Annotated in this window: 21 protein-coding genes and 1 pseudogene; 14 read left to right on the top strand and 8 right to left on the bottom strand. The window is 71.2% G+C overall.

Annotated elements, in window-relative coordinates; translation table 11 throughout:
• Positions 1-57 precede the first annotated feature (57 nt).
• From ACFY1E_RS09670 to ACFY1E_RS09640, 7 genes are all read left to right on the top strand, one after another.
• Positions 58-567, top strand: a complete 510-nt coding sequence (locus ACFY1E_RS09670; RefSeq protein ID WP_389073438.1) for an SRPBCC family protein — start codon at positions 58-60, stop codon at positions 565-567.
• Positions 567-1,625, top strand: coding sequence for an LLM class flavin-dependent oxidoreductase (locus ACFY1E_RS09665; protein ID WP_389073435.1), 1,059 nt, complete (start codon positions 567-569; stop codon positions 1,623-1,625). The genes ACFY1E_RS09670 and ACFY1E_RS09665 overlap by 1 nt, the downstream gene beginning before the upstream one ends.
• Positions 1,626-1,717: 92 nt before the next feature.
• Positions 1,718-2,461 (top strand): SgcJ/EcaC family oxidoreductase, encoded by a 744-nt coding sequence (locus tag ACFY1E_RS09660; RefSeq protein WP_389073433.1) that lies wholly within the window; start codon positions 1,718-1,720, stop codon positions 2,459-2,461.
• The gene (locus tag ACFY1E_RS09655) at positions 2,458-2,736 is read left to right on the top strand and encodes a YciI family protein (RefSeq protein ID WP_389073431.1); all 279 of its coding nucleotides are present in this window, start codon (positions 2,458-2,460) and stop codon (positions 2,734-2,736) included. The genes ACFY1E_RS09660 and ACFY1E_RS09655 overlap by 4 nt, the downstream gene beginning before the upstream one ends.
• Positions 2,733-3,989 (top strand): RNA polymerase sigma factor, encoded by a 1,257-nt coding sequence (locus ACFY1E_RS09650; protein WP_389073429.1) that lies wholly within the window; start codon positions 2,733-2,735, stop codon positions 3,987-3,989. The genes ACFY1E_RS09655 and ACFY1E_RS09650 overlap by 4 nt, the downstream gene beginning before the upstream one ends.
• A 171-nt stretch (positions 3,990-4,160) precedes the next feature.
• Positions 4,161-5,600, top strand: a complete 1,440-nt coding sequence (locus ACFY1E_RS09645; RefSeq protein WP_389073426.1) for an MFS transporter — start codon at positions 4,161-4,163, stop codon at positions 5,598-5,600.
• 140 nt (positions 5,601-5,740) lie between these two features.
• Positions 5,741-6,346, top strand: a complete 606-nt coding sequence (locus ACFY1E_RS09640; protein WP_389073424.1) for a DUF1353 domain-containing protein — start codon at positions 5,741-5,743, stop codon at positions 6,344-6,346.
• A 3-nt stretch (positions 6,347-6,349) separates the two neighbouring features.
• On the opposite strand, the gene ACFY1E_RS09635 is transcribed toward ACFY1E_RS09640, so the two are convergent.
• A complete protein-coding gene (locus ACFY1E_RS09635) occupies positions 6,350-6,745 on the bottom strand; it encodes a nuclear transport factor 2 family protein (protein WP_389073421.1) in 396 nt (131 codons plus the stop codon).
• 95 nt (positions 6,746-6,840) lie between these two features.
• Between ACFY1E_RS09635 and ACFY1E_RS09630 the strand changes: the two genes are divergently transcribed.
• On the top strand, positions 6,841-7,566 hold the full coding sequence (locus tag ACFY1E_RS09630; protein ID WP_389073418.1) for a class I SAM-dependent methyltransferase: 726 nt from the start codon (positions 6,841-6,843) through the stop codon (positions 7,564-7,566).
• 18 nt (positions 7,567-7,584) lie between these two features.
• Here ACFY1E_RS09630 and ACFY1E_RS09625 read toward each other — a convergent pair whose 3' ends face one another.
• Positions 7,585-9,660 carry an ATP-binding protein gene (locus ACFY1E_RS09625; protein ID WP_389073416.1) on the bottom strand — a complete coding sequence of 692 codons (2,076 nt, stop codon included), beginning with the start codon at positions 9,658-9,660 and terminating at the stop codon, positions 7,585-7,587.
• 104 nt (positions 9,661-9,764) lie between these two features.
• Between ACFY1E_RS09625 and ACFY1E_RS09620 the strand changes: the two genes are divergently transcribed.
• Positions 9,765-10,667 carry an MEDS domain-containing protein gene (locus tag ACFY1E_RS09620; RefSeq protein ID WP_389073415.1) on the top strand — a complete coding sequence of 301 codons (903 nt, stop codon included), beginning with the start codon at positions 9,765-9,767 and terminating at the stop codon, positions 10,665-10,667.
• 269 nt (positions 10,668-10,936) lie between these two features.
• On the opposite strand, the gene ACFY1E_RS09615 is transcribed toward ACFY1E_RS09620, so the two are convergent.
• From ACFY1E_RS09615 to ACFY1E_RS09600, 4 genes are all read right to left on the bottom strand, one after another.
• Positions 10,937-11,692, bottom strand: coding sequence for a GntR family transcriptional regulator (locus ACFY1E_RS09615; protein WP_389073412.1), 756 nt, complete (start codon positions 11,690-11,692; stop codon positions 10,937-10,939).
• Between the two features lie 130 nt (positions 11,693-11,822).
• Positions 11,823-12,989: a serine hydrolase domain-containing protein gene (locus tag ACFY1E_RS09610; protein ID WP_389073410.1), complete on the bottom strand. Its 1,167-nt coding sequence runs from the start codon at positions 12,987-12,989 to the stop codon at positions 11,823-11,825.
• Between the two features lie 89 nt (positions 12,990-13,078).
• Positions 13,079-13,483 (bottom strand): nuclear transport factor 2 family protein, encoded by a 405-nt coding sequence (locus tag ACFY1E_RS09605; protein WP_389073409.1) that lies wholly within the window; start codon positions 13,481-13,483, stop codon positions 13,079-13,081.
• A gap of 12 nt (positions 13,484-13,495) precedes the next feature.
• A complete protein-coding gene (locus ACFY1E_RS09600) occupies positions 13,496-14,464 on the bottom strand; it encodes an acetylxylan esterase (protein ID WP_389073407.1) in 969 nt (322 codons plus the stop codon).
• A 118-nt stretch (positions 14,465-14,582) separates the two neighbouring features.
• Between ACFY1E_RS09600 and ACFY1E_RS09595 the strand changes: the two genes are divergently transcribed.
• Positions 14,583-15,941 carry an 8-oxoguanine deaminase gene (locus tag ACFY1E_RS09595; protein ID WP_389073404.1) on the top strand — a complete coding sequence of 453 codons (1,359 nt, stop codon included), beginning with the start codon at positions 14,583-14,585 and terminating at the stop codon, positions 15,939-15,941.
• Positions 15,942-15,993: 52 nt separating this feature from the next.
• Here ACFY1E_RS09595 and ACFY1E_RS09590 read toward each other — a convergent pair whose 3' ends face one another.
• Together ACFY1E_RS09590 and ACFY1E_RS09585 are read right to left on the bottom strand one after the other, a co-directional pair.
• Positions 15,994-16,680: a haloacid dehalogenase type II gene (locus ACFY1E_RS09590; RefSeq protein ID WP_389073402.1), complete on the bottom strand. Its 687-nt coding sequence runs from the start codon at positions 16,678-16,680 to the stop codon at positions 15,994-15,996.
• 49 nt (positions 16,681-16,729) lie between these two features.
• Positions 16,730-18,196 (bottom strand): NB-ARC domain-containing protein, encoded by a 1,467-nt coding sequence (locus ACFY1E_RS09585; protein ID WP_389073399.1) that lies wholly within the window; start codon positions 18,194-18,196, stop codon positions 16,730-16,732.
• A gap of 269 nt (positions 18,197-18,465) precedes the next feature.
• Between ACFY1E_RS09585 and ACFY1E_RS09580 the strand changes: the two genes are divergently transcribed.
• The 4 genes and pseudogenes from ACFY1E_RS09580 to ACFY1E_RS09565 form a co-directional block, all read left to right on the top strand.
• Positions 18,466-18,876, top strand: a complete 411-nt coding sequence (locus ACFY1E_RS09580; protein WP_389073397.1) for an OsmC family protein — start codon at positions 18,466-18,468, stop codon at positions 18,874-18,876.
• Between the two features lie 34 nt (positions 18,877-18,910).
• Positions 18,911-20,953 carry an FAD/NAD(P)-binding protein gene (locus ACFY1E_RS09575; protein WP_389074862.1) on the top strand — a complete coding sequence of 681 codons (2,043 nt, stop codon included), beginning with the start codon at positions 18,911-18,913 and terminating at the stop codon, positions 20,951-20,953.
• Entirely contained in the window at positions 20,953-22,617 is a 1,665-nt protein-coding gene (locus ACFY1E_RS09570; protein ID WP_389073394.1) for a histidine phosphatase family protein, read from the top strand. The genes ACFY1E_RS09575 and ACFY1E_RS09570 overlap by 1 nt, the downstream gene beginning before the upstream one ends.
• A 131-nt stretch (positions 22,618-22,748) precedes the next feature.
• A pseudogene (locus ACFY1E_RS09565) lies at positions 22,749-23,404 on the top strand (sodium:solute symporter); the annotation flags it as partial.

Here is a 23,404-nt window from a genome sequence, read left to right as displayed (position 1 = left end):
AAGTTCTATAAAGCAACTCTGGTGGTCAGACCCTTGATGGCGAGGAGGCTGACCGGTGTGAAGTGGACCGGCGCGCACTACACGGACAAACCCACCGTCGAGGTCCGGACCTGGATCGGCGCCCCGCCGGAGCGGGTGTGGGCGCTGGTCACCGACATCGCGCTGATGCCGAGCCTGAGCGAAGAACTCCAGTCGGTCGAATGGCTCGACGGCGCCACCGGGCCGGCGGTCGGCGCGCGCTTCCTCGGCCGCAGCAAACACCCTGCGTTCGGCGAATGGACCACCATCTCGTACGTCATCGAGTACGAGCCGCAGCACGTCTTCGCCTGGGCGGTGCAGGACCCCGCCGAGCCCTCCGCGATCTGGCGCTTCCGGCTGCATGAGGGAGGCGGCGGCACCGAGCTCTCGCAGTGGATGCAGCTGGGGCCCGGCCACTCCGGTCTGTCCGTCGCGATCGACCGCATGCCGGAGAAGGAACAGAAGATCGTGTTCGTGCGGATGCGGGAGTTCGAGCACAACATGACCGTCACCCTCGAGCACATCAAGAAGCTGGCGGAGACCCGCTGATGCGTACCGCGACCACGATCGAGGCCTCCGGCGGTGAACACTGGTCGCAGCAGGCCGACTTCGTCGTCGAGGCCGAGAAGCTCGGCCTCGACATCTGCTGGGTGGCCGAGGCCTGGGGCTCCGACGCGCCCTCCGCCCTCGGCTACTACGCGGCCCGCACCGACCGGATCCTGCTGGGATCCGGCGTCATGCAGGTGGGCACCCGCACTCCGGTGGCCGTCGCCCAGACCGCGATCACCCTGTCCAACCTCTCGGGTGGACGCTTCCTGCTGGGCCTCGGGGCATCCGGCCCGCAGGTGATGGAAGGGCTGCACGGGGTCCCGTTCGCCCGGCCGCTGTCCCGGATGCGGGAGACCGTGGAGGTCGTGCGCCTGGTGCTCGACGGCGGCAAACTCTCGTACTCCGGAAGGGAGTTCACCATCCCGCTGCCCGGCGGCGACGCCGTCCCCATGCGCCTGTCGACGCGGGCCGAACACGACATCCCCCTCTACCTCGCCGCCCTGTCACCGGCCATGCTGCGGCTGACCGGCGAGATCGCCGACGGCTGGCTCGGCACCAGCTTCGTGCCCGAGGGCGCGGCAGGAGCGTACTTCGCCCACCTCGACGAAGGCCTGGCCCTCGGCGGCCGCAGCCGCAGCGACCTGGACGTCTGCCAGGGCGCCGAGGTCGCCTTCGCCCCCGACGAGGAGGCACTCGGCGCGATGGTGGCGGGCCGCAAGAAGGAACTGGCCTTCAGCCTCGGCGGCATGGGCTCGGCGTCGACCAACTTCTACAACCACGCCTACAGCCGCCAGGGCTGGGCGGAGGTGGCCGCCGAGGTGCGCGAGCGATGGCAGTCGGGCGACCGGGACGGCGCGGCCGGCCTGATCACCGACGAGATGGTGCTCGGTACGACACTGATCGGCACCGAGTCCATGGTGCGCGCACGGCTGCGGGTGTGGCGGGACGCGGGCGTGAACACCGTCCGGCTCTATCCGGCCGGTCAGACCCTGGACGACCGGCTCGTCACCCTGGGCCGGGCGATCGAACTCGTGCGGGAGGCGGACGGCCCTGAGTGAGTCCGTCCAGGGGAGGTTCGTGCCGGGTGTCGATTGCGGCGGCCCCCGTTCGTCGGTGGGGTGTAGGAAGCTCATGACGACCGGGAGGACCCATGAAGTACATGCTGCTCGTCTGCGGCGACGACACCGCCGACGCCTCGGGCATGGCACCCGTCGAACCCTGGGTGGAGGAGCTCGGCGACCGCAGCGTCCGGCTGCACGGCCACCGGCTGGCGCTGCCCTCCGAGGCGGTCACCGTGCGGGTGCGCGGTGGTGAGGTGCTGCGCACCGACGGCCCGTTCGCGGAGACCAAGGAGTACGTCGCCGGGTTCGACGTCCTGGAGTGCGACAGCCTGGAGGAGGCCGTGGAGGCCGCCGCCAAGCATCCGGTGGCCACCATCGGCGCCATGGAGGTGCGCCCGTTCTGGCCGATGTGGGACGAGGAGGACGAGGAGACGTCGGTCCGTCGGCTCGACGCCGAGCTGACCGAGGCGGCCCGCGAGCGCGACGTGGAGCGGATGCTTGCCTGCTACGCGCCCGACGTCGAGATCTTCCACCTCGCCGACGGCGGGCAGCGGCAGGGCCTCGACGCCTTCCGCAAGGCGGTGGAGGACGAGTTCTCCGCCGTCACCGGGCCCGTCACCCGCGAGGTCCTGGAGCTGCGCATCCATGCGGACGAGAGCATCGCGTTCGCCCACGCCCTCGTGCGGATCCGGGCCACCCGCACGGACGGCACCCTCGTGGACGACGTGCTGCGCGTGACCACCGGCTACCGCAACGCAGGCCTGCGCTGGCTGATCACCCACGAGCACGTCTCGCCCGCCCCGGACGCCCACCCGGGGAAGGACAGGCCGTGAAGTACGTGCTGTTCGTCTGCGCCCCCGCGGACGAGGAGGAGCCCGCCCCCGCACAGGTCACCGCCCGCTTGCGGCCGCCCTCCGATGCCACCACCGTGTGCGTCGCGGGCGACGAAGTCCTCCTCGGTGACGGGCCGTTCGCCCGCACCGAGGAGTACATCGCGGGCGTGGACCTCGTGGAGGCCGAGGACCTCGACGAGGCCATCGCCCTCGCCGCGCGGCACTCCGCCGCCCTGGGCGGCGGCACGGTCGAGGTGAGGCCGGTACGGGAGTGAACGTGCCCGATGTCGAGGAGGCCGTCGCCGCCGCCTTCCGCGAGGAGTGGGGCCAGGTCGTCGCCACCCTGATCCGGGTCACCGGCGACTGGGACCTCGCCGAGGAGTGCGCGCAGGACGCCTTCGCCCAGGCCCTGGACCGGTGGCGGCGCGACGGAGTGCCGCGCCGCCCAGGAGCCTGGCTGACCACGACCGCCCGCAACCGCGCCCTCGACGTACTGCGCCGGGAGGCGGTGGGGGCGGCGAAACTGCGGGAGGTGGCCGTGCTGGCGCGCGACGAGGGACCGTACGACCCGGACCACGACGGCGAGGACAGCGGAGTCCAGGACGACCGGCTGCGACTGATCTTCACCTGCTGCCATCCTGCCCTGGCCATCGAGGCGCGGGTCGCCCTGACCCTGCGCACCCTCGCCGGACTGACCACTGGGGAGATCGCCCGCGCCTTCCTGGTCCCCGAGGCGACCATGGCGCAGCGCCTGGTGCGCGCCAAGAAGAAGATCCGCAACGCGGGCATCCCGTACCGGGTGCCGCCCGCGCACCTCCTGCCCGAACGCACCACGGGCGTGCTCGGTGTGCTCTACCTCCTGTTCAACGAGGGGTACGCGGCCACGGCCGGCGGTGACCTCGTGCGTACGGACCTGTGCGCGGAGGCGATCCGCCTCGCGCGCGTGCTGGCCCGCCTGATGCCCGACGAGCCCGAGACGCTCGGCCTGCTCGCCCTGATGCTGCTGCACGACGCCCGCAGGCACACCCGCGTGGACGCGGCCGGCGAGCTGGTGACCCTGGAGGACCAGGACCGCAGCGCCTGGGACCGCGCCGAGATCGACGAGGGCGCCACCCTGCTGGAGACGGCACTGCGCCGCGGCAGCCCCGGCCCGTACCAGATCCAGGCCGCCATCGCCGCCTGCCACACCACGGCCGCCACGGCCGAGGACACCGACTGGGCCGATATCGCCGGGCTGTACGGCGAGTTGGCCCGCTTCGTGCCCTCCGCCGTGGTCCGCCTCAACCGGGCCGTGGCCGTCGGCATGTCCGAGGGCCCCGACGCGGGACTCGCCCTGGTCACCGAGTTGGAACACGAAGGCGACCTGGCCGGCTACCACCTGCTGCCCGCCACCCGCGCCGACCTGCTGCGCCGCAGCGGACGTACGGCGGAAGCCGCCGAGGCGTACGAGCGGGCGCTGGAACTGGTGGAGAACGACGCCGAGCGGAGGTTTCTGGAGAAGCGGCTCACGGAGTGTCGATCCGCATAGGGGCCGTTCGTCGGTGGGGTGAAACAACCCCACGACACCGGAGGCCTCGATGACCGCTCACGTCCCCCGCCCCAGCAGGCTTCGCCGGCTCCTCGCCGCGCTGCGGCCGACGCGCCCGACCACCGGCACACCCGACGTCTGGCTGGCCGGCCTCCGGCTGGGAGGCTGACCATGATCGCCGACAATGCGCGCCGCTGGTACGCGCTCGCCCTGCTCTGCGTCGCCGGGTTCATGGTGATCCTCGACGCGCAGATCGTCCTGCTGGCACTGCCGTCGATCACCCGCGGCCTCGGCCTGTCCGCGGACGGCGCCCAGTGGGTGATGAGCGCCTATCTGCTCACCTTCGGCGGGCTGCTGCTCCTTGGCGGCCGCACCGCCGACCTGCTGGGCCGCCGCCGTGTCTTCATGACCGGAACGTTTCTGTTCGGGCTGTCCTCACTGCTGTGCGGATGCGCCTGGAGCGCCGGAGTGCTGATCGCGGCACGCGCCGTCCAGGGCGTGTCGGCCGCCGTCATGGCGCCCAGCGCGCTCTCCCTGCTGGTGGACACCTTCGAGGAGGGCCACGACCGCAACAAGGCGCTCGCCGTCTGGTCCGGCAGCGGCGGCTTCGGCGCCACCGCCGCCCTGCTGGTCGGCGGGCCCCTCACCGACGTACTCGGCTGGCCATGGGTCTTCTTCCTCAACATCCCCGTCGCACTGCTGCTACTGACCCTGAGCCCTCTGCTCTTGCGTGAGAGCCGCACCGGGACACGCGCCCGCGCCTACGACCCGGCCGGCGCACTCACCGCCACCGCCGCGCTCGTCGCCTGTGTGTACGCCGTCGTCGAGGCGCCCCGCGCCGGATGGCTGTCGGCGCGCACGACGGGACTGCTGGCCGTGGCCGTGCTGCTCGCCGCGCTCTTCATCCGTGTCGAGGGCCGGTCCACGGCGCCCCTCGTCCCCCTGCGCCTGCTGCGTGCGCGGACGGTCAGCGGGGGCAACCTGGTCGTCTTCCTGCTCGGCGCCGCCGCCTTCGGGATGTCGTACACGCTGACCCAGTACGGGCAGGGGGTCCTCGGCTACTCGCCACTGCAGTTCGGACTCGCCAACGTGGTGATGCCGGTCGGCGCCGTCGTCGGTTCCTACGCCGGGCAGGCCCTGGTCACCCGCATCGGCGCCCGGCCGGTCGCGGTCGGCGGACTTGCCCTGGTCGGCGCGGGCAGCCTGCTGCTCGCCGAAGTCCCGGTGGACGGCGCCTTCGTCCGCGATCTCCTCCCCGGCCTGCTGCTCTTCGGACCGGGCCTGGGCGCGTGCGCGGTGGCCGGTTCCATCGCCGCCCTGACCGGCGTGGGGGAGAGGGAGTCCGGGGTGGCCTCCGGCATCAACACGGCGGCCTTCCAGATCGGCGGTGCGTTCGGGGTCGCCGTCGTCACCTCTGTCGCCCTTTCCCACAGTGGCGGTCCGGAACGGCTCGCAGCCCTGACCGAGGGCTACCGGTCCGCGTTCACGGCATGTGTCGCACTTGCGGCGGCCGGTCTGACCTGCGCGCTGGTGCTGCTGCGCAGGCCGCGGCGACGGGAGCCGCAGCTCGTACCGACAGCAGAGGCCACGAGGCGCCGAGCGCGTTCGTGATCGCGTTCACCCCGACGTGCGCCGCGTACCCGAGGACAGCCGGAACCGGGCCGCCTCAGGCGCCACGGTTCCGGTGCTTGCCGCGGTGGGTTTGCGGCTATATCTCCGGTGCGGGACTCGATCCGAGGAAGGCGGGCAGCATGGGTCGCACGGATCCCTTCACCGGTGATGTGGTCGTCAAGGCGACGGTGGCCGGAAAGCTGTGGGAGCTCCAGCAGGGGTTCTGCTACAGGAACCCGGAGCATCTCGAACACGGGGGCACGACCGGTCCCATTCCGGTACCCGCCCTGCTCAAGACGGACTTCGCGTCAGTGCCGCGTGCCTTCGTCTGGCTGTTTCCGCGCTACGGGGTGTACACCCGCTCGGCCATCCTGCACGACTCTCTGTGCGGGGACGAGTCGGTGCAGCGGGCCGAAGCCGACAGGATCTTCCGCATCTCGATGAGGGAACTCGACGTGGCGCTGCTCCGTCGCTGGGTGATGTGGGCCGGAGTTCGCGCAGGCGGCATGTGGAAGGTCATGAAAGGGGGCGGGACGTGGCAGGCGGTCCGCTCGCCTGCGGTCTTGAAGAGGGCCGCGGGATGGCTCCTCGTCGCCGTACCGGCCGCGGTGTTCCTGGCCGTTCCGGCTGTCGTGATCAGCGTCTGGCTCTTCGTCTTCTGGCTGATCGAGAAGGTCCTGTACCTGGTGCTCAAGGCCTTCAGGAAGGAACCGAACCACCCCGAGCTGCTCTTCAAGACCGGCTGAGCCTCAGGCCCGCGCCTGCGCCTCCTTCTCGATCCGGTCGAACTGTGCGCCCATGGCCGCAGCCAGGGCCTGCGCAGCGGACAGCGGGCGCACCATGACGGTCAGTTCGTCGATCAGGCCCGCCTCGTCGAGGTGGATGAAGTCGCAGCCGCTCAGCTCACGGTCGCCCACCCGTGCCGCGAACACCAGCGCGTGGTCGCGGCCGTCGGCCCCGGCGAGCTCGCGCTCGTAGCGGAAGTCCTCGAAGACCTGCGAGACCGCGCGCAGGATCGCTGCGGTGATCGCCTTGCCCGGGTAGGGCTTGAACACCACCGGGCTGGTGAAGACGACGTCCTCCGCCAGCAGCGCCTCGACGGCGTCCATGTCGCCGGCCTCGACCGCCTCGCGGAACGCACGCATCCGATCACCTCATAGTGAACTAGTTGAGTAGGTGCTGATGAGAGTAATCAGCTGTGGAGGGCGTGTCCAGCGCCCGTTCCCCTAAGCTGACGCTGATGTTCAGCCCCCAAGGTCCCAGTCTGCGCGAGCTCGCCGTCCAGGCGCTCTCGTCCGTCGAGCACGGCTACGACCTGCTCGCCCCGAAGTTCGACCGCACTCCCTTCCGGACCCCCGACGCGGTGCTCGACGCCGTCGCCTCGGCGCTGGCCCGGACGGGGCCCTTCGACGCGGGGCTCGACCTGTGCTGCGGCACCGGGGCAGGAGCCGATGTACTGGCGCGGGTGTGCCGGCGGAGCGCCACGGGGGTCGACTTCAGCGCGGGCATGCTCGCCGTGGCCCGACAGGGCGTACGGCCGGCCGGGCCCGCGGTGTCCTGGGTGCGGGGCGACGCCCGTGCGCTCCCGTTCGCACCGGGCGCCTTCGACCTGGTGGTGAGCTTCGGGGCGTTCGGGCACTTCCTGCCCAAGGAACTGCCGGGGCTGTTCGCCCAGGTCCACGCCGTGCTGCGGCCCGGCGGCAGCTTCGCCTTTCCCGTCCTGGCCCCGCCGAGGACCAGCTCCCCGGCGTTCTGGATGCTGCTCGGGTTCGACGCGGTCATGAGGGTGCGCAACGCCCTGTGGCGGCCGCCGTTCGTCATGTACTACCGCGCCTTCCGGCTCGGGGACGTGCGGCGGGAGCTGGAGTGGGCCGGGTTCCGGGTGGGTCTTCAGGAGCTGCCGGAGTTCGGGCGGCGCGGCGACGGCAGCCCGCGCGTGCGGATGGTCGTCGCCGTCCGCTCCTGACCAGGGCGGGGAGAGCGGTCACAGGCCGTTCGGATCGGCGACGCCGCCCAGCGCCAGTGCGATCGCCGCGTCCGGCCCCAGCTCCCGCCCCTCACGCACCGCTTCCTCGAACCGGACGTCCCCCAGCGAAGCGCGCAGCCGGCGCTCGAACTCGCGGTGGAAGACCGTCAGGTCGGGCCTGCCGAGCTGCGGCAGACCCGCCGCGTGCCACAGGCGCCGACTGATGCCCAGCAGACGGGCGGCGAGCTCCTCCTCACCCCGCGAGGCCTGCGCGACCACCAGCAGGTCGGCGACGGCCGCCGCCCCGATCCGGTCGTGCACCCGCCACTTGGCGGTCAGTGCCTCGCGCGCCGAGAGCACCGCCTCGTCCGGATGGCCGAGACCGATCCCCGCGAGCGAGACGAAGAAGTCGCCCCAGGCCCGCATCCACAGCTCCCCGCGCTTGGCGCACTCGGCACGCAGCCGCTCGGCGACCGCCGCGCACCGCTCGAACGCGGCCTGGCTCGCCAGCAGATACGCCTGCACGGCCAGCGTCAGCAGCTGGAAGAACTCGGCGCCACCGTCGCCCGCCGGCGCCTGCCGGACACTCCCGTACAGCACCGCCGACCGCGCCGACTCGCCCCGCACGGCCAGGCTGGCCCCGGTCAACGGCAGCGCGGGCACCGGCAGTCGGCGCTCCTCCGCCAGCCACACATAGGCGGCGCTCACCGACTCGGCCGCCTCCAGGTCGTCCGGGACGACGGTGACCAGCCGGTGCGCCCACACCGCCAGGGTGTGCTCGGGCCCGCCGCCCTCGGGGGTGTGGCGCAGCGCCCGCTCCAGATAGGTGCGGCCCTCCTCGGCGAAGCCGCAGGCGAACCAGAAGAACCAGAGCGTGCCGGTGAGTTCGAGCGCCGTCTCGGGCTCGCGCGCAGTCAGGCACTCCTCGATCGCCAGACGCAGGTTGGCGTGTTCCGCGGTCAGCCGCTCGGCCCACATCCGCTGGCCGGGCCCGAGCCACTCCGCCTCGCCCTGGCGGGCGATCCACCGGAAGTAGTCACGGTGGCGGCGGCGCACCGCCTCCGCCTCGCCGAGCCCGGTCAGCCACTCGGCGCCGAACGAGCGGACCGTGTCCAGCATCCGGTAGCGCACCACCGGGCCCTCGCCGTCCCGGGTGACGATGGACTTCTCGGTGAGCGAGGCGAGCAGCGCGAGGATCTCCTCCGCGTCCAGGGGGCCGCCGTGGCACACGAATTCGGCCGCCTCCACGTCCCAGCCGCCCGCGAACACCGACAGCCGCGCCCACAGCAGCCTCTCCAGCGGCGTGCACAACTCATGGCTCCAGCCGATCGCGGTGCGCAGCGTCTGGTGCCGGGCAAGTCGCGGCCGGGCGGGCGAGACCAGCAGGTCGAAGCGGGAGTCCAGGCCCTCCAGCAGTCGGTGCAGGGGGAAGCCGCGCAGCCGTACGGCGGCCAGCTCCAGCGCCAGCGGGATCCCGTCGAGCCGGGCGCAGACCGCGGCCACATGTGGCCGGTTGGCGTCGGTGAGCACGAACGAGGGCACCGCGGCCGACGCGCGGGTCGTGAACAGCGCCACCGCGTCGTCGCGTTCCCCGAGCGGCAGCGGAGCCACCGTCAGCAGACGCTCGCCGGGTACGCCGAGCGGCTGCCGGCTGGTGGCCAGAATGCGCAACTCCGCAATGCTCGCGAGTAATTCCTGTGCGACCCGCGCGCACTCGTCCAGGACATGCTCACAGGTGTCGAGCACGAGCAGTACGGGCGACCCCGCGAGGTGTTCGCAGACCGCCTGCAGCAGTGGCCGCAGCGTCTGCTCGGTCAGCCGGGTCGCCTGGGCCACGGTGTTCGTCAGCAGATCCGGATCCCTGAGCTCCGACAGCTCCACCAGCCAGGTTCCGCCCGGGAACCCGGCCTTCGCGGCGTGCGCGGCCCGCAGTGCCAGGCGGGACTTGCCCACACCTCCGGGCCCTGTCAGCGTCACCAGCCGCTCGGTCCCCAACAGCCCCGCTATTTCGGCGAGTTCGAGCCGACGGCCGACGAACGCGTTCGCCTCGGCGGGAAGGTTGCCGATCCTGCCGCCCTGCACAGAGGCCGCCATCGTCCCCCCTCACCCGGAACCGATGGCGGACACGATAACCCCTCACGGCAGGGCTGCTTCCGGCGTAGCGTGGAAGCGGTCCGTCCACCGAGGGAGGTACGGGGATGGCCGTCACACCCACCCTGAAAACCGTGGGGCAGATGCGCCAGGGAGACCACCTGCTCCTCGGCTACGACACGGACGAGGAGCGCGAGACCGTCCTTGTCGCGTTCCTGCTGGACGGCCTGGCCAGCGGACAGCGCGGCCTCCTGCTGCCGCCCGCCGACATCCCGGCCGGCGTGGCCCTGTCCTTCCTGGAGGCGCACGGCTGCCGGGTCGACGAGGAGCTAGCGGCCGGCCGGCTACGCGTCGACCCGCATCTCGCCGGCCCCGAGGGACTGTGGGACCTGGACGAGGTGATCCGCCGCGAGACCCGCCGTGCCGTCGGCGACGGCTTCCTCGGCCTGCGGGTGTGCACGGAGATCCTGCGCGCCCGGGCCGGCAAGGAACTCAAGACACTGCACGACAGCGAACTGCTGCTCGACCCCGTCTTCTCCTCCCTGCCGGTCCTCGGCATCTGCCAGTACGACCGCCGCATCTTCGACGAGACGGAACTCGCCCCGCTCGCCGGGCTGCACCACGGCCGGGTCGGCGCCGACGACGTGTGGCGCGACGGCCTCCTCGCCATCACCCGCACCTTCGCACCTCCCGGTCTCGCCCTCGCCGGGGAGGTCGACGACACCAACGTCACGGCCGTCGCCCGGGCCCTGCACTCCGAGACGGCCCGCGCCCGGGCCCGCGCCGCAGACGGCGCCCGCATCCACCTGGACCTGCACGAGCTGCGTTTCATCGACGTCGGCGCGCTGCGCCTGCTGGTGTTCACGGCGCTCGCCCTGTATGCGGCGGGCGGCACCCTCGAACTGTCCGGAGTCGCCCCGCACGTCCAGCGGGTGATGCGGGTGACCGGCTGGGACCGGGTGCCGGGCCTGCACCTCCAACCGGAAGGGCAGGAAGCAGAAGGACCGTGACCGGCTTCGCCCACGGCCGAACAGCCGCCGCGCGCTCGCCGCGTACGCCCGCCGCCTGGGACTGACCGGGCAGCGGACGTACGACCTGGTGACGCGGCGTGGTGCGGCTGTGCCGCCCCGGCCGCCCCTCCTCGGTCACCTGCCGCCGAGCCGGCCGCCGTGAGCGGGCACGGCATGTGGCTGGTACGGCAGTCGAGCGACCTGGTCGCCGGCGACCTCGACTCCTCGGGCTCCGTCGTACGGCTGTACCTCCGGCGCCCGAGGCGCGCTCACCCCGCGGCGGGCAGCGTGAACTCGTAGACCAGGGCGTCCGCTTGGGCGTCCACCACCAGGTCGGTGATCTCCAACGGGCGCGCGTACTGGTCGTGCACGCGCCGTCTGACCCGCACCGAGGGGGCGTCCGCGAGCGGGGTGATGGAGTCCCGGTGGTGCAGGGTCAGGCCCGCCCTGCGCATCCAGTCGTAGGCGCGGCGCAGCTGGGCCGAGGCGGCGCCGTCGGCGCGGTCGCGGTAGCGGGCCAGCTCCTCGACCTCGGCGAGCGCCACCGCGGAGAACGAGGTCACGGCCGTGCGGCGGCCGCGGCCGCCGGCACCGGCCGACTCGTAGCGGTGCACGAGCGTCTGCGAGCGTGGAGCGAGCCCCAGGGCCTCGGCGTGCTCGGGCGGGGGCGTCTCCCAGGTGACCGTGGCCCGGTCGAGGGCACACGGGTCCGCGATCCGGGCGCCGACCGGGAAGGTCAGCGAGGACGCCGTCTCCACCGGCAGGCCGGGCAGCACGGCGTGGCTGCCCCGCCGGTCGGTGGCGACCAGACCGTCCCGGCGCAGCACCTCCAGCGCCTGCCGGACGGTCTCCCTGCTGACGCCGAAGTGCCCGGCCAGCTGCCGCTCGCCCGGCAGCCGTTCACCGGGCGGGACGGTGCCGTCGCGCAGCTCGCCGAGCAGCTTTGTCGCGACGCGCCAGTACAGCGGATCCCCTCGGTGATCGCTTTCGGCGAGGGGAGGGTCGTGCGGGGTGGTGCGGGCCATGCCGCGCCTCCTGTTGGTGACGGAACGTAGCCGTGCGGGCTCATTGCGCCACCAGATCTAGCATTGGTCTAAACCACCATGGAAGACCGACCCGGTGGTTCGGCCGAAACCGGTCCGCGCCGAGCGCCGTTCACAGCGCCTGGTACACGGCCTCGATCAGAGCCGTCTTCCGCGGGTCGTCCGCGATATGAGGCCCCATCCGGTTCATCACATACCCCACCGACACCCCCTCCTCCGGGTCGGCGAGCCCACAGGAACCGCCGAAGCCGTCATGTCCGAAAGCCCGCGGGTTCGGCCCGTACGAGCCGTTCGCACCGCTCAGCCACAGGCCAAGACCGATTTCCGTCTCATGTCCCAGTCCGGCGCCGAGCACCAGGTCCAAGCAGCTGCCCTGCCCCTCACGCGCCCGTTCGACCGCCTCGGGGGACAGGATGCGATGGCCGTCGTACGAGCCCCGGCCCGCGAAGATCCCATACAGTGCGGCGACCGCCCGCGCCGTGCCGTGACCGTTCGCGGCCGGGATCTCTGCGGCCCGCCACTCGGGCGTGTTGGCCTCGCCCGCGCCCACCAGCGGATTGGCCAGCGCGGCGAGCGCCTCCGGCCCCAACTGGCTGAAGATCGCCGCCTGTTCGCTGCTGGAAGCCGCCGGCGGATGCACCAGCTCGGCCGCCCGACCGGCCTCCTTCTCCGGCAGCCCGACGGTGAAGTCGATCCCCAGCGGCCCGGTCACCTCCCGCTCCAGAAAGGCCCCCGGCAGCAGCCCCGAGACACGGCGCACGACCTCACCGACCAGGAAGCCGTAGGTGAACGCGTGATACCCGGACCGGGTCCCCGGCTCCCACCAGGGCTCCGTCGCCGCGAGCCGCTGCGTGGTCACCTCCCAGTCGTACAGCTCCTCCAGCGAGTGCGGCTCACGCGGCCCGGACAGTCCCGCCCGGTGCGACAGCAGATGCCGTACGAGGACCTTGTCCTTGCCGGCCGCGGCGAACTCCGGCCAGTACGTGGCCACCGGCGCGTCGAAGTCCAGCAGCCCCCGGTCGGCGAGGATGTGTGCGCACAGCGCGGTCGGGCCCTTGGTCGTCGACCACACATTGACCAGCGTGTCGCGCTCCCAGGGCCGGGTGCGCGCCGCATCGGCCCAGCCGCCCCACAGATCCACGACGGTCCTGCCGCCGACGGTGACGGCGACCGCGGCGCCGAGTTCATCCCGCTCCCGGAAGTTCTCCTCGAGCGCCGTCCGCACCGCCGCGAACCGCTCGTCGCAGTAACCGTGCACCTCTGGTACGCGCTCCGCCATGGGGGCCCTCCGTCGTCCGCCGGAAACCGGGCCGCGACGCTGCGGCCCGGGCAACCTGAACGTACCGACTGGTCGGACTGGAGGGAAGGTCAGAGAAGGAACAGCTTCCCGGCGGGCTCCTGGTGACCGTCGGCCGTATGCCAGTAGTCCCGCGTCTCGACGGCCAGCCCCTCCCCGTCGAACCGCACGAACACGCAGCCTGCGAGGGTCGAGGCGACGCCGTCCTCCTCGGCCAGGACACGGAACTCGGCCACCGCCACACCGTCCTGGCCCACGACCGGCGGCGAGAACCGCACGTCCGTCACCCGCTCCTGTGCGAACGACCACCGCAGATAACCGGCCAGCTCGCCCCGCCCCCGGTGCGGCTCGCGGAACGGCATCGAGCGGTGGACGCATTCCTCGGCATACAGATCGAGGAGCGCGTCTACGTCGTGCGCGGCCCACGCCCGCTCCCAGACCCGCACGAAGCGTTCGGCGGCCTCACGCGTGTCCATGCCGCTCGCTCCTCACACGTACGACCGCAGCCACTTCAGCTTGGCCGCCTCCTGGAAAGGCCCGCCGCCCTCGTGGTCGTTGAAGTCGTACACCTCGATCGCCTTGTCGTCGTGCGCCCAGGCGTTGAAGGCGGCGAAGACCGTGGAGGGCGGGCAGGTCTGGTCCTCCAGGGCCGCCGAGAACAGAGCGGGGGCACTGCCGCGGGAGGCGAAGTGGACGCCGTCGAAGTAGGACAGGGTGCGCAGGGCGTCCGCGGTGCGGCCGCGGTGGGTCTTCAGGAACAGGCCGATCTCACGGTACGGGTGCCGGTCCGTCATCGTCGCCGCGCGCGGGTAGTCGCACAGGAACGGCACGTCCGGGGCGATCGCGGCCAGGTCCGGTACCAGACCGCCCACCGCGATGGTGATGCCGCCGCCCTGGCTGCCGCCGAGGGCGGCCGTGCGGGAGGCGTCGGTGAGGGGGTGTGAGCGGGCCGCCTCGACGGCACGCACCGCGTCCGTGAACACCCGCCGGTAGTAGTAGTTCTCGGGCGCGTCGATGCCGCGGGTCATGAACCCCGGGTAGGCGGGCGCACCGCCCACCGGGTCCGCGGTGTCCCCGCCCCCGCCCCAGCCGCTGCCCTGCCCGCGCGTGTCCATCACGAAGTGCGCCCGGCCCGTGGACGCCCACAGCAGGTGCTCGTGCGGCAGCCCGCGCCCGCCGCCGTAGCCGAGGAACTCCACGACCAGCGGTATCGGCTCCTCGGCCGCGGCGGGCAGCGTCAGCCAGCCCTTCACCGGGTGACCGCCGAAGCCCGCGAAGGTCACGTCGTACACGTCGACCGTCGTCAGGCCCGTGTCGACCGGCTCGAAACGGGCGTCCAGATCGTGCTCGCGGGCCTCCTGCAGGGTCTTGGACCAGAACGCGTCGAAGTCCTCTGGCTCCACGGACTCGCTGCGGTAGTCGCGGAGCTCGTCGAGGGGGAGGTCGAACAGGGCCATGTAGGACCGCCTTTGCGAAGGGACAGTTGCGAAGGGACACTGCGGATGATCACACCGTACGTGGGTCGTCGGACGACTCGCCAGGTCTTTCCGGCCGTACCTGTCTACGATGGGCGCCATGACGTCAGCCGTGGATCTGCTGGTCAAGGACGCCGGTCTGCTGGTGGTCGACGGGGGGAGCGAGATGCCCGGCGGCTGGGTGGCCGTCAGCAATGGTCGGGTCACCGCCGTGGGCACGGCCGGCACCGAGCCCGAGGCCCGTACGACCGTCTCCGCGGCCGGACGGCTGGTCACTCCCGGCCTGATCAACACGCACCATCACATCTACCAGAACCTCACGCGCGCCTACGCCCCCGCCGTGAGCGGCACCCTCTTCGACTGGCTGACCACCCTCTACCCGCTGTGGTCGGCCCTCGACGAAGAAGCCGCCTACGTGTCGGCGTACGTCGGCATGGCCGAACTGCTGATGGGCGGCTGCACCACCTCCTCCGACCACCTGTACGTCCACCCCCGCCCGCACCTGGTGGACGCCGAGATCCGCGCCGCCCGCGACATCGGCTTCCGCTTCCATGCGACCCGCGGCTCCATGACCCGCTCCGTCGAGGACGGCGGACTGCCGCCCAGGAGCGTCACCCAGACCGTCGACGAGGTGCTCGCCGACAGCGAGCGCTTGATCAAGACCCACCACGACCCGACGCCGGGCGCCCTGATCCGGGTCGCGCTCGCGCCCTGCTCGCCGTTCTCGGTGACCAAGGAGGTCATGACCGCGACCGCGGAACTCGCCGAACGCCACGACGTACGCCTGCACACCCACCTCGCCGAGGACCACGACGAGGACACCTACTGCCTGGAAACCTACGGCTGCCGGCCCGTGGAGTACTTCGAGGACTGCGGCTGGATGAGCGACCGCACCTGGGTCGCCCACTGCATCTACCCCAACGACGACGAACTCGGCCGGCTCGCGGCAGCGGGCGTCGGCGTCGCGCACTGCCCCAGCTCCAACATGCTCATCGGCGGCGGCACCGCGCGCGTCAAGGAGATGCGCGAACTCGGCCTGCCCGTCGGTATCGGCTGCGACGGCTCCGCCTCCACGGACCACGCTTCCCTCTGGATGGAGACACGGGGTGCCCTCCTGCTGGGACGCTACCGCGGCGGACCTGGCGCGATGACCGCCCGCGACGCCCTCGACATCGCCACCCGCGGTTCGGCCCAATGCCTCGGCCGCGCCGACGAGTTGGGCCATCTGCGCCCGGGCGCCTGCGCCGACCTGGTCGTCTGGGACCTCCACGAGGTCGCCCTGGCGGGCGCGTTGAGCGACCCCGTCGAGGCCTGGCTGCGCTGCGGTCCGGCGCGTGCCTGGACGACGGTGGTCGGGGGCCGGATCCTCGTCGACCGGGGCGAACCGGTGCTGCCGGGCCTGACGGAGGCGCTGCGGGACCATGGGCGGATCGCACGGAGGATGCAGCAGGAGGCGTAGCCGGCGTGACGCCGATGCACATCATGGCCCGGGGTCGGAGGTCTTGGCGTTGTCACCGGTCGGAGGCCAGCATCTCCGCAAGCTCCGTCAGGTCCTGCGCACTGAAAGCGGGCGGGGTCATCGTGCGCGGGTACACGGAGGCCCCGCGCCGCAGCCATGCGCCGTCCAGCCCGGCTCTGCGCGCCCCGTCGACGTCCCAGGGATGCACGGCGACCAACATCGCCTGCTCAGGCCGGACGCCGACTCGTTCGACGGCGTAGTGATAGGCGGCCGGTGCCGGTTTCCAACAGCGTGGTCCGCCCACGTCCGACAGGGCCTCGAAGCGGTCCAGCACTCCTGCCGCGTCCAGCAGTCGCTCGGTCAGGGCGGTGCTGCCGTTGGTCATCGCCGTCAGCCGGTACCCCGCATCGCTCAACTTCCGTACGCCGTCCGGCACATCGGGGTGCACAGAGAGCTGGGGAAAGCCGTCCAGGATGTGGCGGGCTGCGGCCTCCCCGTCTCCCGTCCATCCCTCCAGGCCGGACAGCAGCGTCCGTACGCCCTCGTGTGCGACGGAGGCGAAGTCCGCGTACGCACCGGCGGCCGTCAGGGCGAATCCGTCCCGCAGCACCCCGGCGAACCAGGTCGGCAGCAGATGCCCGGGGGCACCGATGTCCTCGAAGCGACCGCGCAGTGGTGTGAGGTCACTGAGCGTCTCGTTGACGTCGAAAACGAGGACCTGGTGCTGGTCGGCGGGCATACTTTCCTCCTCCTGGCGTCCGCGCGCGGATGCCGGACGCCGTGCCCCCTCAAGCTGCGAGTACCCGCCCTGCGTGCAGTTGCTTCGGCAGGCTGGTTCCCTCGCGGAAGCGGAATCCGCGGATGGTTCGGGTCTCGAGCCGTATGTCGGCACCGCAACTGGGGCTGTGTTCCGACAGGCGGACGAGGGCCTGGTGGATGCGGGTCGCAGGTTCGTCGATGCAGAGACGTTCCTCCGCGTAGGCGTGGATGAGCGGGTGGACCCGGAAGCGGTGGGGTGCGGCGCGTTCGACCAGGTGCTCTGCGGCCAGAGTGGCCAGGTGATGTTCGGCGACGGCGGACGGTTCGCCCAGGAGTGCGGCGGCTCCTGCGATCTCCACCTCTGCCGGCGGATGGAGTGCCAGCAGACGAAGGAGTCGCCGTGCACCCTGGGGCAGCCGTGCGTCGGAAGCGGCCAGGGCGGTGCGCACGCCGTCCTCCAGGGCCAGGGTGATCAGGGGCTCGCGGTAGTAGTCGCCGAGCGCCCAGGCGGGATGCTCGCGCATGTGGCGGCCGATGACCGACAGGGCGAGCGGGAGGTGGCCCAGTGAGCCCGCGATCTGCTCGACGGCAGGCAGATCCGAGGCGAGGCGTTCGGCTCCGGCCGCTGCCCGCAGCAGTTCGACGGAGTCGTCCGGGTCGAGCGGCGGTACCGGCACACGGGCGGCCCCGGTCAGGCCGTCCAGCTCGCGCCGACTGGTGATCAGCGTGCGGCATCCCGGGGCCCCGGGCAGCAGCGGCCGCAACTGTTCCTCGTCCGCCGCGTCGTCCAGGACGATCAGGGCGCCCGTGCCCGCCAGGAGTTGGCGGTAGAGAGCCGCTCGTGCCTCGAGGTCGTACGGGATGCGGTCGCCGGTGATGCCGAGCAGCCGCAGAAAGGTTTCCAGCACGGCGGCAGGGTCGGCGGGCGGCCCCTGGGCGACGGAGCCTCGCAGGGTCGCGAACAGGACAGGCACCTCGGTGCACTCCTCGGCGAGCAGCCGGTGGGCGAGGTGCAGGACCAGTGACGTCTTGCCGACGCCCGCCATGCCCTCAAGCACCAGCGCCGGTCCCTGCCGGCCGGAGATCAGCGCTGCCTCCGCCTCGGCCACCAGACCGGCTCTGCCGACGAATTCGGAAGGTCCCGCAGGCAGCCGGTTGCAGGCGCTGACCCGCGCGGCGGCTTCGGCCTCGCCGAGCACCGCTCGAAGAGACTGCCGCCAGATGGAGACGACGGCTTCGTCGGCGCCGACGAGCGCCTTCACCACGGCAAGCAACAGGTCGGCGTTGGGGCGCCGACGGCCCACCTGGAAGCAGTTGCCCACCGTGGAGCGGGCCGGCCATTCGCCGCGGGGGCGTCCCGCCCGCTGCCAGTCCCGGTGGATGCGCCGCGTGATCTCGGTGATCGACGGGTTCCCCGCCCACGCCTTCAGCAGTCTCAGTTCCGCGATGAATTCGTCTGTGGTGCGGGCTTTTGCCGGATCCAACACCTGCGGCACGAACATCCTCCCCCATGGGACACTTGGGCCACGACCAACTTGGAACGGTCGTTTCAAGTTAGACGACATGGGGTCCCGCCTGTCAAGCGGTGTCCGAGGGTTGACCTCCGGCCACGGAGCGCATCCAGGATCATCCACGATCACTCCGGAAGCCCGCATTCCGTCCTGATGCTGAGGCCCGTCCGTGCTCACCGGCATCCCACGAATCCCACTCGCCCCCGACGGCGAGCCTCGTGTGCCCCTTCCAGGACAGGAGTCCGTGCCTCACCATGCCCGAAATCGCTGTGTCCCTGCGCCCCGTCGGCGGCAGCGTCGTCGTGGGCCAGGCCAGAGACCACACGCTCACCATCGACCGGCCCAAGGACAAAGAGGGCACCGACGCCGGCCCCATGGGCGGAGAGCTGCTGCTTCTGGCACTCGGTGGTTGCTACGTGAGCACCTTCCTCGCCGCCCTGAAGGCCGAGGACCCGCAGGCCGACACCTCCGAGATCCGCTTCCGGGTCGACGGAAGCCTCGTGAGCGCGCCGACCCGATTCTCCGAAATCACCGTGCAGGTGTCGGCGCCCACCGCCCTGAAGGACCTGATCGCCAAGCCCCTGCTCAAGGCCGAGCGGGGCTGCATCGTCCACAACTCGATCCGAGACGCCATAACCGTCCGCTTCACCCACGAGTGGCGCTGACTTTCCCCCCACCGAAGGAGACAGGACCGTGCACATGCAGCACCCCACGATGCAGGACACTCCGACCCAGGACCGTGGCATGTCGGACAGGGCCGTACAGCCGAGCAGCGTGCAACGCGACCCCACGGGCGGTGCGGTTCCGGCCACACGGCGCGTCACGATCGTCGGCGCCGGTTTCTCCGGCACGCTCACCGCCATCCGGCTGCTCCACTTCGCCGACACACCCCTGGAGATACGCCTGATAGAGCGGGAGGAGGGCTACCGCTACGGGGGTATCGCCTTCGGCTGGGCGTCCACCAACTGGGAGCACATGCTCAACATCCAGGCCGGCCGCATCACCCTGCGCCGCGAGCGGCCGGAGGACTTCCTGGAGTGGGCCAACGAGGAGGCGGACCGCCCGGAGTGGCCGCAGAAGTGGCAGTACCACACCTTCGGAGTGGCCTGTGTCGTACCGCGGCGGATCTTCCGGCAGTACCTGGCCGAGCGGCTGCGCGACGCAGCCGCCGATGCACCCGCCGAGGTGACTCTGCGGGAGCTTTCCGGTGAGGTCATCGACGTACGGAGCCAGGGTGGCGGTTACGTCGTCAAGTACGCCGACGCGGCAGAGCAGGGCGGCGTGCATCACCTGCCCTCGGACCAGGTGATCCTGGCGACCGGTCACCTCTCACCGGTGCAGGCGCCCTTCTACCACCGCATCAAGGACTGCGACCGCTTCCTCGCCGACCCCTACGCCCCGGGTGCCCAGGACTGGTTCCAGACGGTCGGCCCCGAGGAGAGCGTCCTCGTCACGGGCTCCGCCCTGTCGGCCTTCGACACCGTCATCTCCCTCATCCACGCCGGCCACCGGGGGCAGATCCTGATCTGCTCCCGCGGCGGCCACATGCACGGCACCTACCCCGTCGACCACGAGCACGACATCTGGCAGGCCCGCCGACCGCCCTTCCTCGACGGCGAGAAGCTCACCCCCGAGACCGTGGTGGAGGGGATCAAGGCGGAGTACGCCCACCTGCGCGCCGAGCACGCAGTGGAGCCGGGCAGCGCGCTCGACGCCGTCTTCCCCGAGCGGGTCATGAAGGCGTGGGAGCCGTACGTCATCGAGCTGATCTCCCGCATGGACGCCCGCGACGTGCGCATGCTGCTCGACCGCTACAAGAGCCTGATCGTCACCAACCGCACCAGCACCGTGCGGGAGATCGGCGGCGTCGTGCGCAGCCGGATGCGCGGTTACAACGGCGCACCGAAGACCGTCGAGGCCCTGTCCGCCCGCATCCAGGACATGCGCCCCGCCGAGGACGGCACGAAGATCCGGGTGGTCTTCGCCGACCAGCCGGACATCGTCGTCGACCGCGTCGTCAACTGCCTGGGCAACAAGACCGATTACGAGCGCCCTGATCACCCCCTCTGGCACGGCCTGGTCAACGAACACGGCTACGCGCAGCCGCAGGGCAAGACCCACCGGGGCATCGAGGTCGGCCCCCACGGAGAACTCGTCGCCGCCGACGGCACGGTGACAGCGGGCCTGTTCGGCGTCGGCCCGATGCGCCAGGGCGACGAGACCACCCGCCGCGGCCGGCTCGGCGCGTTCGTGTTCAGCATCGGCACCCTGCGCAACCAGTGCTTCGACACGGCGATGGAGGTGCTGCGCCGTCTCGAAGCGGCCGGCGACGAGGAGCATATGGACATCCCCGACGGCATTCATCACTGCCTGATCCGCAGCAGCGACTGGATCGCCGCCGACCTCGCCACCGAGGAACCCCACACCACCCGCCTGCGCGAGCGCCTGCAGAGCTACGCGAAGGACAACGCCTACCCCAACACCGTCAATTACCTGCAGGCTCAGGACCGCACCGAGCGCCGCAAGTACCGCGCCATCCTGGACGACGACCTGGCCGACTTCGGTGCCGCCCTGGCCCGCGAGTTCGACCTCACCGCGCAGCAGGCCCGTCGGACCGTCTCCCTGCTGGCCACGCTCGTGCAGAAGCACGCGGTCCACAACCTGTGCGACATCACCAAGCTGGCAGGCTGGGACTCCCAGTACGCCGAGCAGGTCAAGCACGCCCCGAAGAAGGGCGCGTGATGGCAGAGCACCACGAGCAGGAACTGCTGGGCCGGCTGTTCATGGTCCGGCACGGCGAATCGACCTGCAATTCCGTCCACCGCATCGCGGGGCAGCGCGATGCACCCCTGACCTTCCTGGGCCGCATCCAGGCCGAGAAGGTAGCGGGGCGTCACCGCGGGCGGCACTTCGACCGCGTCTACGTCTCCCCGCTGACCCGCGCCCATGAGACCGCCGACACCATCTTCCGTCTCGACGCCGACGCGGCGGACGTCCCCGAGGTCGTGGTCGACGAGCGACTGATGGAGCGTGACTTCGGCAGTTACACGCTGGAGAGCAAGGCCGTCCTGCAGCGCCGCCACGGTATCGCCGAGTACGAGCGGGCCATGAACGCGGACAGTCCCACCATGCACGGCGGTGAGACGTTCCAGCAGTTCAAGGACCGCGTGCACGCCTTCTACGAGGAGGAACTGCTGCCCGCGCTTCGGCGCGGCGAGACGGTGTGCGTGGTCTCGCACAAGTACGTCGTGGAGCTGATCTGCCGGTTCATCCTGGACCGTCCGGCCGGCGAGTCGTACGACCTGCGGCTGCCCAACTCCCAGATGCTGCAGGGCGACCGGATCCACAGCTACGTCAAGAACGAGAACAAGACCCTGAACATGGTCTACGACTGGATCGTCGTCAACCATCCCGTGGTCTTCTGCGCCGGCCTGGCGGCGGGCCTGCTCGCCAACCTGGCGGGAGCGCGGATCTCTGCCTCCCCGTACCTGCTGCTTCTGCTCCTGGTGCTGGCCAGCGTGATCACCATGTGCCGCATCGAGCTGGAGAACGCGCGGGCCTTCGTGACCGACCGCGGCACGCTGAGGTCCGTCGCCGTGCGCTACCTCGCCCTGCCGATGGCCTTCGCGGCCCTGGTGCGCTGGTCGGACGCGGGCAGTACGAGTACGGCGGCGATCGCCGCGGTGTTCCTCGCCACGCCCAGCTCGGTGGTGGCGATGACCGTCAGCCGCTGCCTCGGCGGAATGATCATGCCGACGTTCGCGCAGGTCCTGCTCTCCTCACTGGCCGCGACCTTCTCGTTCTCGACTGTCCTCGCCCTGACCCTGCACGAGGACATCGCCCCGGCCATCGCCATCAGCGCCGCCACCTCGACCGGCGTCGTCACCGCGGTCTACCTCCTGGTCAAACGCCTGCGGGAACGCTCGCCGATCCGCACGGCCAAGTACGGTGAACGCAACGGCTATGTGGCGGTGCTGCTGCTGACCGCGTTCATCGTGCTGGTCTGCCTCAAGCTCGACCTGGACGGCTTCACCACCTACGCGCCCACCGCCGCAGGCATCGCCCTCGGACTGCGCCTGCTGGCCGCCCTGCTCAAGCGGCGCCACCACGTCCAGACGCTCGACGACTACACGGCCATGACCTACCCCAACGTGTTCGTGGTGGTCATCATCGCCGCGCTCACCGGAAACGGACCGCTGGAGCAGGTGGCGATCTGGACCCTGCTGCCGATGTTCGTCCTGTCCTTCTTCGACAGCTTCTACGCCCGCCACCTCGTCGTCGCCCCCGACGACCCGCGCTGGCCCGCCGTACTCGGTCTCAAGGACCGCCCGTCGGCCCAGCCGCCTGTCACCGCGCCCGTCCGCGCCCTTGAAGACCCCGACGCCCGGCTTTCCGCGAGGAGTTGACCTTGTCCGCGCCACCCACTTCGCTGATACCCCGGCCATTACTGTTCTGGACCGGTGTCGCCCTCACCTGCGCCGGCGTCGCCGAGCACCTGTGGATGTTCATCGACTCCGCATCCATGCACTTCCACATCGGCTCCAAGGGCCTGTCGCTCGCCGTGGCCTTCACCGGCATCCTGGCGACGATGCCGTACATCGCGCTGCAACTCGTGGGCATCCAGGCGGTGCTGGACGTGGTGGGGGTCGGCGGCGGCGAGAACACCAACTGGTTCATCAAGGACCTGCCGTTGATGATCGCCTTCGGAGTGCTGGCCGCCTACACCTACTCCTCCGGCCTGCGCGCCCCGGCCATGATCGCCTTCGTGAAGGACACGCTGATCTACGTCGTCATCACCGTCGCGATCATCTACATCCCGATCAAGCTGGGCGGCTTCGACCACGTTTTCGCCCGGGCGAGCGAGAAATACGCGGCAGCCGGTGCGGGCGGACTGCTCCCGCCTTCCGAGGGCCGATGGACGTACGCGACACTGGCGTTGGGCTCCGCGATGGCCATGTTCATGTATCCGCACTCGATCACGGCGACGTTGTCGTCCCGCAGCCGCGAGGTGATCCGCCGCAGTACGACGGTGATGCCCCTCTACACCCTGATGCTGGGCCTGCTGGCTCTGCTGGGCTTCATGGCGATCGCGGCGGGGGTGAAGGTCACCAACGGGCAGCTGGCGATCCCGCAGCTGTTCGAGGACATGTTCCCGAGCTGGTTCGCGGGCGTGGCCTTCGCCGCCATCGGCAT

Origin of the sequence: Streptomyces sp. NPDC001604, assembly GCF_042893475.1 — a bacterium.
Classification (GTDB): Bacteria; Actinomycetota; Actinomycetes; order Streptomycetales; family Streptomycetaceae; genus Streptomyces.
This window is presented reverse-complemented; position numbering and strand designations above follow the sequence as displayed.

Bases quoted from the DNA above. Each gene is read 5' to 3' on its own strand.
- ACFY1E_RS09665 (WP_389073435.1), top strand. From the start codon at position 567: ATGCGTACCGCGACCACGATCGAGGCCTCCGGCGGTGAACACTGGTCG.
- ACFY1E_RS09660 (WP_389073433.1), top strand. From the start codon at position 1,718: ATGAAGTACATGCTGCTCGTCTGCGGCGACGACACCGCCGACGCCTCG.
- ACFY1E_RS09645 (WP_389073426.1), top strand. From the start codon at position 4,161: ATGATCGCCGACAATGCGCGCCGCTGGTACGCGCTCGCCCTGCTCTGC.
- ACFY1E_RS09640 (WP_389073424.1), top strand. From the start codon at position 5,741: ATGGGTCGCACGGATCCCTTCACCGGTGATGTGGTCGTCAAGGCGACG.
- ACFY1E_RS09635 (WP_389073421.1), bottom strand. From the start codon at position 6,745: ATGCGTGCGTTCCGCGAGGCGGTCGAGGCCGGCGACATGGACGCCGTC.
- ACFY1E_RS09630 (WP_389073418.1), top strand. From the start codon at position 6,841: ATGTTCAGCCCCCAAGGTCCCAGTCTGCGCGAGCTCGCCGTCCAGGCG.
- ACFY1E_RS09625 (WP_389073416.1), bottom strand. From the start codon at position 9,660: ATGGCGGCCTCTGTGCAGGGCGGCAGGATCGGCAACCTTCCCGCCGAG.
- ACFY1E_RS09620 (WP_389073415.1), top strand. From the start codon at position 9,765: ATGGCCGTCACACCCACCCTGAAAACCGTGGGGCAGATGCGCCAGGGA.
- ACFY1E_RS09615 (WP_389073412.1), bottom strand. From the start codon at position 11,692: ATGGCCCGCACCACCCCGCACGACCCTCCCCTCGCCGAAAGCGATCAC.
- ACFY1E_RS09610 (WP_389073410.1), bottom strand. From the start codon at position 12,989: ATGGCGGAGCGCGTACCAGAGGTGCACGGTTACTGCGACGAGCGGTTC.
- ACFY1E_RS09605 (WP_389073409.1), bottom strand. From the start codon at position 13,483: ATGGACACGCGTGAGGCCGCCGAACGCTTCGTGCGGGTCTGGGAGCGG.
- ACFY1E_RS09600 (WP_389073407.1), bottom strand. From the start codon at position 14,464: ATGGCCCTGTTCGACCTCCCCCTCGACGAGCTCCGCGACTACCGCAGC.
- ACFY1E_RS09595 (WP_389073404.1), top strand. From the start codon at position 14,583: ATGACGTCAGCCGTGGATCTGCTGGTCAAGGACGCCGGTCTGCTGGTG.
- ACFY1E_RS09590 (WP_389073402.1), bottom strand. From the start codon at position 16,680: ATGCCCGCCGACCAGCACCAGGTCCTCGTTTTCGACGTCAACGAGACG.
- ACFY1E_RS09580 (WP_389073397.1), top strand. From the start codon at position 18,466: ATGCCCGAAATCGCTGTGTCCCTGCGCCCCGTCGGCGGCAGCGTCGTC.
- ACFY1E_RS09575 (WP_389074862.1), top strand. From the start codon at position 18,911: ATGCAGCACCCCACGATGCAGGACACTCCGACCCAGGACCGTGGCATG.
- ACFY1E_RS09570 (WP_389073394.1), top strand. From the start codon at position 20,953: ATGGCAGAGCACCACGAGCAGGAACTGCTGGGCCGGCTGTTCATGGTC.